The sequence below is a fragment of the Zymomonas sp. genome, assembly GCF_020216885.1.
In the GTDB taxonomy this organism is placed as follows: domain Bacteria; phylum Pseudomonadota; class Alphaproteobacteria; order Sphingomonadales; family Sphingomonadaceae; genus Zymomonas.
This window is the reverse complement of sequence record NZ_JAIWON010000002.1, coordinates 1-10000: the sequence shown is the minus strand read 5'-3', so window position 1 is coordinate 10000 and position 10000 is coordinate 1. Positions and strand designations below refer to the sequence as shown.

At 45.4% G+C, this 10000-nt stretch carries 12 protein-coding genes; 8 read left to right on the top strand and 4 right to left on the bottom strand.

Translation table 11 applies throughout. The features are described 5' to 3' along the window. Positions 1-22 precede the first annotated feature (22 nt). From LDL18_RS00095 to LDL18_RS00060, 8 genes are all read left to right on the top strand, one after another. The gene (locus LDL18_RS00095; protein ID WP_365974400.1) at positions 23-175 is read left to right on the top strand and encodes an AtpZ/AtpI family protein; all 153 of its coding nucleotides are present in this window, start codon (positions 23-25) and stop codon (positions 173-175) included. Positions 176-219: 44 nt separating this feature from the next. Then, complete coding sequence (locus LDL18_RS00090) at positions 220-1020, top strand: F0F1 ATP synthase subunit A (RefSeq protein ID WP_011240561.1); 801 nt, start codon at positions 220-222, stop codon at positions 1018-1020. Between the two features lie 35 nt (positions 1021-1055). Then, positions 1056-1295: a F0F1 ATP synthase subunit C gene (locus LDL18_RS00085; protein WP_011240562.1), complete on the top strand. Its 240-nt coding sequence runs from the start codon at positions 1056-1058 to the stop codon at positions 1293-1295. A 121-nt stretch (positions 1296-1416) separates the two neighbouring features. Next, positions 1417-1917, top strand: a complete 501-nt coding sequence (locus LDL18_RS00080; RefSeq protein WP_296505826.1) for an ATPase — start codon at positions 1417-1419, stop codon at positions 1915-1917. A gap of 13 nt (positions 1918-1930) precedes the next feature. Continuing rightward, positions 1931-2569: an ATPase gene (locus tag LDL18_RS00075; RefSeq protein WP_296505824.1), complete on the top strand. Its 639-nt coding sequence runs from the start codon at positions 1931-1933 to the stop codon at positions 2567-2569. Between the two features lie 360 nt (positions 2570-2929). After that, positions 2930-4717: an excinuclease ABC subunit UvrC gene (gene uvrC, locus LDL18_RS00070; protein WP_296505822.1), complete on the top strand. Its 1788-nt coding sequence runs from the start codon at positions 2930-2932 to the stop codon at positions 4715-4717. Between the two features lie 36 nt (positions 4718-4753). Next, complete coding sequence (gene recO, locus LDL18_RS00065) at positions 4754-5518, top strand: DNA repair protein RecO (protein ID WP_296505820.1); 765 nt, start codon at positions 4754-4756, stop codon at positions 5516-5518. A 37-nt stretch (positions 5519-5555) separates the two neighbouring features. After that, positions 5556-6080, top strand: coding sequence for a cupin domain-containing protein (locus tag LDL18_RS00060; RefSeq protein WP_296505818.1), 525 nt, complete (start codon positions 5556-5558; stop codon positions 6078-6080). On the opposite strand, the gene LDL18_RS00055 is transcribed toward LDL18_RS00060, so the two are convergent. The 4 genes from LDL18_RS00055 to LDL18_RS00040 all read right to left on the bottom strand — a co-directional run. Continuing rightward, complete coding sequence (locus LDL18_RS00055; RefSeq protein ID WP_296505816.1) at positions 6081-6890, bottom strand: LysR family transcriptional regulator; 810 nt, start codon at positions 6888-6890, stop codon at positions 6081-6083. It lies immediately after the preceding gene. A gap of 66 nt (positions 6891-6956) precedes the next feature. Then, positions 6957-8165 carry an aminotransferase class I/II-fold pyridoxal phosphate-dependent enzyme gene (locus LDL18_RS00050; RefSeq protein WP_296505812.1) on the bottom strand — a complete coding sequence of 403 codons (1209 nt, stop codon included), beginning with the start codon at positions 8163-8165 and terminating at the stop codon, positions 6957-6959. A 66-nt stretch (positions 8166-8231) separates the two neighbouring features. Beyond that, positions 8232-9281, bottom strand: coding sequence for a 3-isopropylmalate dehydrogenase (gene leuB, locus LDL18_RS00045; RefSeq protein ID WP_296505810.1), 1050 nt, complete (start codon positions 9279-9281; stop codon positions 8232-8234). Positions 9282-9413: 132 nt separating this feature from the next. Further along, positions 9414-10000: nitroreductase family protein (locus LDL18_RS00040; RefSeq protein ID WP_296505808.1), on the bottom strand; the 587-nt coding region annotated here is incomplete at its 5' end.

Here is a 10000-nt window from a genome sequence, read left to right as displayed (position 1 = left end):
AGGAAACAGAGTGTTGACTGAGATGATTGCGGGCCCGGCTGGTGGCGGACTTATCGGGTGGTTGTTCGATCGCCTGATTGGAACTAAACCAATATTTCTGATCATATTTCTTCTATTAGGGGTCTGTATTGCGTTTAGAAATGTGGTACGGATTTCTCGTGAACATCCAGAGTAAAACCTGTATGTTCTTTAATGGATAGATAGCTAGGGGCTCGTAATATGGCTGCTACTAATAATGTAGACCCCATGCATCAGTTTACCGTGGAGCCTTTACATGGGCTTCATATCGGAAAATATGATATTTCCTTCACCAACTCCGCTCTCTGGATGGTGATTGCAATGGCCGCTCTTGCTATTTTTATGGCAGGTGGTCGGAGGAAGGCGTTGATTCCCGGTCGCTGGCAGATGGCCGTGGAAGTCATGACTCGCTTTGTTAACGATATGGTCAGCACAAACATCGGCCCCAAAGGTCGTCCGTTTACCCCGCTGATCTTCACCCTTTTTATGTTCATCCTTTTCGCCAATTTGCTTGGATTAGTTCCGTTATTCGGTTTCTTGCCGGGTGCAGAACCTTTCACGTCAACCAGTCATGTTACCGTTACGGCAACACTGGCGGCGATTGCATTTGGTACCGTGCTTGTTGTGGGTTTCACGCGTCATGGACTAGGCTTTTTTAAGCTGTTTGTGCCGCATGGTACCCCCATGGCACTTATTTGGCTGATCCCCGGGATTGAAGCCTTTTCTTTCATTCTGCGGCCTTTCAGTCTTGCGCTTCGTCTTTTCGTCGCCATGACCGCTGGGCATGTCCTTTTGGAAGTTTTGGCTAACTTTATTGTTAACCCGCCGGTTCAATCTGCCTCGCCTGCTTTTCTGGCAGGTTATTATACCCTAGTGGGTATCCCAACCTTTCTTTTAATGATTGGTATTTCTGCGCTTGAATTTTTGGTTTGCGCCATTCAAGCCTATGTTTTCGCCTTGCTTACGTCGCTCTATTTGAACGACGCGATCAATCTTCACTGATTTCCCAGTATATGGAATGGTAAAGGAGTATTGTCATGGACGTTGAAGCTGCAAGAGTGCTCGGTAAGTTAGTCGGTGGTGGTGTTGCTGCTGTTGGTGCCGGTGTTGCTTCCGTTGGCGTTGGTAGCGTTTTCGCTGGCTTCCTTGAAAGCGCACTGCGTAATCCGGCTGCGGCCGATGGCCAGCAGGGCCGTTTGTTCATCGGTTTCGCCGCTGCTGAACTTTTGGGTCTTCTGTCATTCGTTATCTCGATTCTGCTGATCTTCGTTGCCTGATTTTCAGGTTTTCGCAGTATTTTTCGCACCGGCTGTTTTTTCAGCCGGTGTTCGAAAAATACAGTAAGTTCAGTTAAAGGACAGCGTTAAAACTGTTCTTAGATAAAGTCTGGATGCGATCATGCCTCAGATAGCCCAGCTTGCCTCTACTTACGCTTCCCAGGTTTTCTGGATGCTTGTGGTATTTGGTATTATCTATTTTGGTATTGCCAAGACCATGCTCGTGAAAGTCGAATCCACGATGGATTCCCGCGACAGCAAAATCTCTGATGATCTTGCTGCTGCAGAAGCTGCTCACAAAGCAGCGAAAGAAGCGGATGAGGCATGCCAGTCGCGTCTTGCCAAGGTGCGTTCCGAAGCACAGTCCCGTTTGCAGGCTGCTAAAGAACAAGCCTCGAAGGATGCGTCCCAACAAAATGCTGCGGCCAATGCCGATTATGACCATCGGATCGATTCTGCTAGAATGCGGATCGCTGATGAGAAATCGAAGGTAATGGCCGATCTTGAGAATATCGCGAGTGATATTGCTCACGATATTGTCAAGCAGATCACTGGCCGTTCTGTTTCAAAAGAACAGATTACCAAAGCTGTAGCACAAGTTATTTCTGCTGATATGGTCTGAGGGAGATTACCTAATGGCTAATACAACTCAGACTTCAGCGCCAGCTTCTCCGGCGATGTCTGAAGCGATGCCTCAGACCGCGCCTGCGGCGCCGAAGGTAACGGCGACAACCGAGGCACCGGGAGGTGTTCAACCGGAAGCCCACGAGTCGACTTTTCTTGGATTAAGTGGCCCGGCTTGGGTTTCTGCCTCCATCGTTGTCTTTTTACTCGTTCTGGTCTGGAAAAAAGTTCCGTCTATTATTACGTCGGGACTGGATAAACAGATTGATGAGATTCGTACCCGCCTTGGTGATGCTGAACGCTTGCGCAAGGAAGCTGAAGCTCTGAAGGCCGAGTATGATGAAAAAACGCGTCAGGCTACAAGTGAAGCTGAAGCGATCATCGAACGAGCCAAAGAAGATGCAAGCAGCATCATTGCTGATGCCAAGATTCAATCCCAGCAATTAGTAGAGCGTCGTCAGAAAATGGCGACCGAACAGATTGCGGCTGCTGAGCAGGAAGCTGTTGCTGAAATTCGGCAAACTGCTGCCAAATTAGCGCTTCAGGCGGCGACCCAGATCATTCAAAAACAGAATGATGCGTCGCATGATAAGGTTTTGATAGATCAGACAATCGATTCTTTGAAGCAGCAAGGCACACGCCTTAACTGATAGGATTGTTATGTCTGTACAAATCGGCGTCGTCGCCTTTGCGACGGCGCTTTTTTGTTGTCTTATACTGATTAAAATCAAATGATTACTTTTGTAAAAACTATTTAAAAACCTTGTTTTAAAGCCATATCCTCTTAACTCTTTTTTTGACAGAATGATTTCAAAGGTCATTCTAAAAAGCTTTTTTAAAAAAGATGGACGAGGCTCGATCTGAATAACCAATCCCAAGAAACAGATCGTTTCAGCGAAAAACAAACTCTGGACGTTTTTAAAGGAACCGATCATCCAGACCTTGAAAAAGGTGTCGCGGCAATCGGCAATATTTTAAAAACATTGCCACTTCGTCCTGGAGTTTATCGGATGTATGACAGCAAGGGAAATATCCTTTATGTCGGGAAAGCGCGTGCCTTAAGAAATCGTGTTGCTAATTACACCCAGATATCAGGGTTGTCGCGTCGGATTCAGCGCATGGTTTCACAAACGCGCAGCATGACGATTGTAACAACCGCAACCGAATCCGAAGCTTTGTTACTAGAAGCGCAGCTTATCAAGCGCTATCGGCCACCTTATAATATTCTGTTACGAGACGATAAAAGTTTTCCTTATATTTTATTAAAAGAGGATGGCACTTTTCCGCAATTCCCTTCGCTTCAAAGGCATCGTGGCGTAAGGCGTGCCAAGGGGAAATATTATGGCCCTTTTGCAAGTGTGGATTCTGTTACCTTGACTTTGAATAGCTTGCAGAAGTTGTTCTTATTAAGATCCTGCTCTGATAGTTTTTTCCGCAATCGTAAGCGCCCTTGTTTGCTGTATCAGATAAAAAGATGTTCAGCGCCTTGTGTTGGCCGGATTTCTGAAGATGACTATCGTGATCTTGTTGTAGATACGCGTGATTTTCTGGTTGGGAAGTCGACTCATGTCCAGAAAAAGCTGGTGACAGCTATGGAGCAGGCTTCAAATGATTTGAATTATGAGTTGGCAGCCGTTTATCGAGATCGTTTAAAGGCTTTGGTTTTTATCCAAAGCCACCAGTCGATTAGCAGCGGCAATTTAAAAAATGCAGATATATTCGGTATAGAAAGTCAGGCAGGGCTTGCTTGTATCCAAGTGTTCTTTATTCGTAATCGACAGAATTGGGGACATCATGCCTATTACTTAAATCATATTGATGAACAGCCTTTAGAAGACGTTATGCAAAGTTTTTTAGGGCAGTTTTATGAGAATAAAATTGCCCCGAAAGATATTCTGACCAATTATCTCCCCAGCGATAAAGATGTTTTAGAAGACGCTTTATCATCGCAACGCGGCTATCGAGTAAAATTTTACCAACCACAAAGAGGTGACTTGAGAAAGTTGGTAGATCAGGCTGCGCGGAATGCGAAAGAAGCTATTGATCGACGTTTAGCTGAAGCTTCTACTCAGAAGCAATTATTAAAGGAAATGGTCAAGCTCTTCCATTTGGATAAGATGCCAGACAGAATCGAAGTATATGACAATAGCCATATAATGGGCACTAATATGGTCGGTGGCATGATTGTCGCTGGCCCTGAAGGTTTTCGTCGTAATAGCTATCGTAAATTTAATATCAAATCGCCTAGCGTCAATCCAGGTGATGATTTTGAAATGATGCGAGAAGTTTTGATGCGTCGCTTTTCGCGGTTGGAACGAAGCGACCCAGATCATTCAAGTAGCGAATGGCCGGATCTTTTATTGATTGATGGAGGAAAAGGACAAGTTCATGCCGTAAAAGATATTCTGGCAGAACAAGGTATTTCAGACGTTGCCATTGTTGGTATTTCAAAAGGCCCAGATCGTAATGCGGGACGAGAACATTTCCATTTAGTTGATGGTAGTGAATATGCTTTGCCGCCAAATAGCGGTTTACTTTTCTACCTTCAAAGATTGCGAGACGAGGCGCATCGTTTTGCTATTGGAACCCATCGCGCTAAAAGAGCCAAAAATCTGACCTCCAGTCCTTTGGATGATGTGCCGGGTATTGGGCCGAGCCGTAAGAAGGCTTTGCTGTTACATTTTGGAACAGCACGTGATGTAAAAAATGCATCGCTTTCTGAGCTAGAAAAAGTGAATGGGATTTCCTCGGCAATAGCTCGACAGATTTACGACTTTTTTCATCATAGCCTCGCGTAAATAATCGGAGAAAATTTTTATGAGGGTATGTGTAGGATGAAAATGGTCTCGGTTCCTGCCATCCTTTTAACCAGCCGTTTTCACAGCGAAAATGGCGCTATTATCAGACTGTTGACTGAAGAAGGCCTTAGAACAGGATATATACAAGGCGCGCATTCCCGTTACCGTCGCCCTTTGTTGTTTGTGGGTAATTATATTCAGGCAAGCTGGCATGATAAAGCTGGGCGATCCTTGCCTTCTATCAAGATAGAATTACGGCATAGCCGAGGGCTTATGATGGAGCACCCCTTAGCGGCTCTTTTTTTAAGCTGGATATGCCCATTTACAGCCTCCGTTCTTCCAGAAGGCCAACCAGAGCCTTATCTCTTCCAAAATTTGAAAAGATTATTGGATATTATAGAAAAAACGGATGAGCCTGTTTTATGGATGACTGAGCTGGTTCGTTTTGAATTATTGCTATTATCAGAATTGGGATATGGTCTACATTTATCCCGTTGCATCATGACCGGACAAAAATCCTGTCTGGACTGGGTAAGTCCAAAACATCATGCGGCAGTCAGTCGACAAGCTGCCCAAGGTCATGAGAAAAAATTGTTAGTTTTACCGAACTTTCTAAAAGCACCTTTTTCTGTGTCTTGTCCTGATTTACCTAACCAAGAAGCCTTGCAACAAGGGCTGAAATTAAGTGGTTTCTTTTTGCGCTTTCATTTTGAATCAGCCTATTATCATCGTTTTTTTGGGATAAGGCAGCGACTGATTAAAAATTTTATGATGGCTTGTGAACAAGCATCTCTCTTGTGAGTATTTTTAGAAAGTAACGCGAGAGAAGGCATTAGAAATGAAATATACGGCTTTAGCCCTTTGCTGTTTGGCAGCTGTTAACTTTCAAGCCAAAGCCGAAAAGTCATCGCCGAGTATCCCTTACTGGAGTGTTTGGGCTGATGCACAAGGTGTGACCCATCAAACGCATTGCGCGCTTCACAATCTGGCTTTGCAGGATTTTGCGCATACAGACCATCCCGAATGGGTATCGCAACAGGATCATGCGACGAAGCGATATGTCTTTAATATTATGCCTGTAGGTTGGATCGGAAATTGGCATAAAAATCCAGAACCGCAGTGGATTATTCCCCTTTCTGGCCGCTGGTTTGTCAAAACTACTGACGGGAGAATTGTTAAAATGGGTGCTGGAGAAATGTCTTTTGGCGGCGATCAATTAGCCCAAATGGTGAATGGAAAACAGGGGCATATCTCGGGGAGTCTGGGGAAGCAGCCTGCCAAGGTCATAATTATCCAGCTTAAAGAAACTCCACAGAATGTGGTTCACCCTGAATGTGCGGCGGGTGGCGCACCTATAAGATAATTATATTTCACTTTCTAAATTAGCTGTCAGTGCAGCGGTCAAGGCTTTAACCTTTTTTTGCCGCCATTGGGGTAAAGGTGCCATAAGCCAATATTGCATTTCGCTTTCGGTGATAGACCCAAATTGTTGCAATTCCTTATTTTCGATTAGCTTCTTGGCTAAAATAAGCGGCACTCGACAGCGCCCCAATCCATTTAAGGCAGCGGTGATGGCAAGACCCGCGTGAGCAACATGTAAAATGATGGGTATATCTGCCTCATACTCGGCATTTGGCCAACCGATAAATACCTCTGGAGAATCGGGCAGGCCAACAGTCACCATCAGGCCATCACTAAGGGTAATGGCTTCATGATTACCCGGATCATCGGTATAATTTATAGCAACATCCAAATTAGCTTGCGTAAAGTCCAGATCATTCTCAATTGCTAAAAGTGTGAATTGGATATCAGGATTTTGCTGATGATATTGAGCTAATTTTGACAAAAGCCATGATTCAGTAAAATCGCGTGGTGCAGCAATAGTCAGTCTTTTTGAGGATTGCCCTGCCTGCATTCGTTGCACAGCTTCTTCGAATTTTAAGAAGCCTTCTCTTAATGCGTCTAGTCCAGCCAATGCTTCGGGCGTTAGTTCTAGCCCTTTCGCATTACGCCGAAAGAGAACAACACCCAGAGTATCTTCTAATGCTCGAATTTGCTGCCCGACTGCGGCCGGTGTTACAGCCAATTCATCGGCCGCGCGGGTAAAGGATAAATGGCGTGCTGCCGCATCCATGACCCGTAAACCATTAAAGGGTAGATGTGTCCGCTTCATAACCCATATTCCTTTGCTGACATATCTACCCTTCTTTTACTCTAACGATAGACGCTTTCTAGCGAATTATAAGCCGATTTTCCGAAGCGCCTGATCTAGATCTTCCTTAAGATCTTCGACATCTTCGAGGCCTACACTAAAGCGTAACATATCCTCGGTGATGCCCATAGCCAAACGCTCTTTTTCAGCAACGCCGCTGTGGGTTGTTGAACAAGGATGCGTCATTAAAGAACGTGTATCGCCAAGATTATTAGAGATATCAATCAGTTCTAAATTGTTGAGTAAGGAAAGTGCCTGCTGGCGATCTTTACCCAAGAACAACGCAAGAACGGTTCCGCCGGTCTTCATCTGCTTCTTCGCAAGCGCATATTGCGGATGAGATTTCAGACCCGGATAGGAAACGCGAGGAATCCGTTTTTCAAGGAATTCTGCCAAAATCTGTGCATTTTCGCTTTGGCGAATGCTGCGCAATTCAAGCGTTTCCAGTCCCTTCATTACAACCCATGCATTGAATGGGGATAAGTTGGGGCCAGTGTTACGAATGAAAGGCAGCAATGTCTCGTTGACAAATTTATTACTACCGGCAACAGAACCTGCCAGAACGCGACCCTGTCCATCCATCATCTTGGTGGCTGAATAGGCAACAACGTCTACCCCGAAATCCATCGGCTTCTGGATAACAGGTGTGCAAAAGGCATTGTCAACAACCGTCAGAATACCAGCTTCTTTAGCGACATTGCAAACAGCTTCGATATCTACCAATTCCAGAGTAGGATTGGTCGGCGTTTCAAAGAAGAACAGCTTGGTATTAGGCTGGATCGCATCTTTCCATTGCTGGACATCAGCGCCATCGACAACTGTTGCAGTAATCCCGAAGCGAGGGAGCAACGAATCTGAAAGCCAGCGGCATGATCCAAAAGCCACTCGTCCAATGACAAAATGATCACCAGCTGAAAGCGCTGACAACAGAACTGAAGTCATTGCAGCCATGCCAGTGGACATCGTGCGAGAAGTTTCTGCGCCTTCTATTAAGGCCAGCTTTTCTTCCAACATCATGACCGTTGGGCTTTGCATACGAGAGTAAATCATACCCTCTTGCTCGCCTGCAAAACGTTCTGCTGCGTCTTCTGCCCGTTCGTAGGAATAGCCGGAAGTCAGGAAAAGAGCTTCGCTCGTTTCACCGAATTCCGAGCGGACGAGACCGCCTCTGATTGCTTGCGTTGCCGGACGCCATTTACGGGTTATATTCCGGTCAAGTCCGGTATGCCGTTTCATAATTTTTTCCTGTTTCTATAAAATGAGAAAAGCGCTGCTTAAATGCCTATAGAAGATACAGGTAGATCAGTTAAGAGCCGCTAAAACAGCATTTCCCATTTCAGAAGTGGTCATTTTACCACCAAGGTCAGCCGTACGAGCGCCTTTTTTGAGAGCTGTCGAAACAGCTTTTTCGATGCGATCAGCATCTGCTTCACGTTTCAGGCTATAGCGCAGCATCATGGCACCAGACAGAATCGTTGCGAGTGGATTGGCTTTACCCAGTCCAGCAATATCAGGAGCAGAGCCGTGAATCGGTTCGTAAAGACCCTTACCTTCGCTATTAAGCGAAGCAGAGGGTAATAAACCGATTGAACCAACGCAAGCTGAGGCCAAATCAGAAAGAATGTCGCCAAAGAGATTACCGGTAACAATAACGTCAAACTGGTCTGGTGCGCGAACAAGCTGCATCGCTGCATTATCAACATACATATGGCTGAGTTCAACATCAGGATATTCCTGAGCGATTTCCAGTACAACAGTCCGCCATAACTGCGAAGTTTCGAGAACATTGGATTTGTCAATCGAACAGAGGTTACCGCTGCGGGAGCGTGCTGTTTCAAAACCAATACGAGCGATGCGTTTTACTTCATCTTCGTTATAGCGCATCGTGTCAAAGCCTTCACGGCGATTCTGATCATCTTTGCGTTGGCCACGCGGCGTGCCGAAATAGACATCACCCGTCAATTCACGAACGATCATAAGATCGGTACCGGTGACAATATTTTCTTTTAAAGGTGATTCTGCCTGCAATTCCGGGAATAAACGCGCCGGTCTTAAATTGGCAAATAAATCCAGTTCTTTTCTAAGACCTAAAATAGCCTGCTCTGGACGTAAGGCGCGTTCGAGATGATCGCATTCTGGATCGCCGACTGAGCCAAACAGGATTGCATCACTGTTTTTGCATAATTTCAGGGTTTCTTCCGGTAACGGGCTTCCTGTTACTTTCCATGCTGCGCCACCGATTAAGGCTTCATCAAATTCGATTTCCTGACCGACAACCGCCTTTAAGATTTTGACGGCTTCAGCTGTGATTTCGGGGCCGATTCCATCTCCGGCCAACAATGCAATGCGCATGGGGCACTCCTTCTACCTAATATGTGTAAAGGCCATGCCGGAACCGACATAAGAGCGCAAGCATTTGAATAGAAAATACCGTAAATTAGAATTTAGGATAGGAAAAGATAACTTTTTTGAAGAAAAATCTTACTAAAATTTAAAATAACCTTCTCTACTCATCTCGTGGATAGAGCGGCGCATATTTGAAAATTTTAAACGACGGCTATGTGATTCTTCTGGTTCAGTTTGGGTGTCTGGATGACCGACTGCAATCGCGGCATCAATATGATAATTTTGAGGCACCTTTAAAAGCTGCCGCGCCTTATCAAAATATACCCCTGTCATTGGGCGTGTGGCGAGACCCATTTGAGTCGCCTGAAGTGCCATTGCCATCCATGCAGCACCTGCATCAAAGCTATGGCTGGGCGCATCTTTCTCTGTATTGCTGATAGGCGACAAAAACGTTTTTTTGGAAATAATGAAAATGATAGCTGCGGCCTGTTTTGCCCAACCTCGATTTCCTTCGATCAGTAATTCGATAAAATCCGGCCAAAGAGCGCTATCGCGCATGGCATAAATAAAACGCCAAGGTTGTGAATTATAGGCGGATGGTGTCCAGCGCGCCGCTTCTAGTAAAGTATAGAGTTGATCCTTGGTGATGCTTTCTGAAGAGAAAGAAAGGGGAGACCAACGCCTTAGAAAAACAGAATCAATTGGATAATCGGCAATGCGGGGTA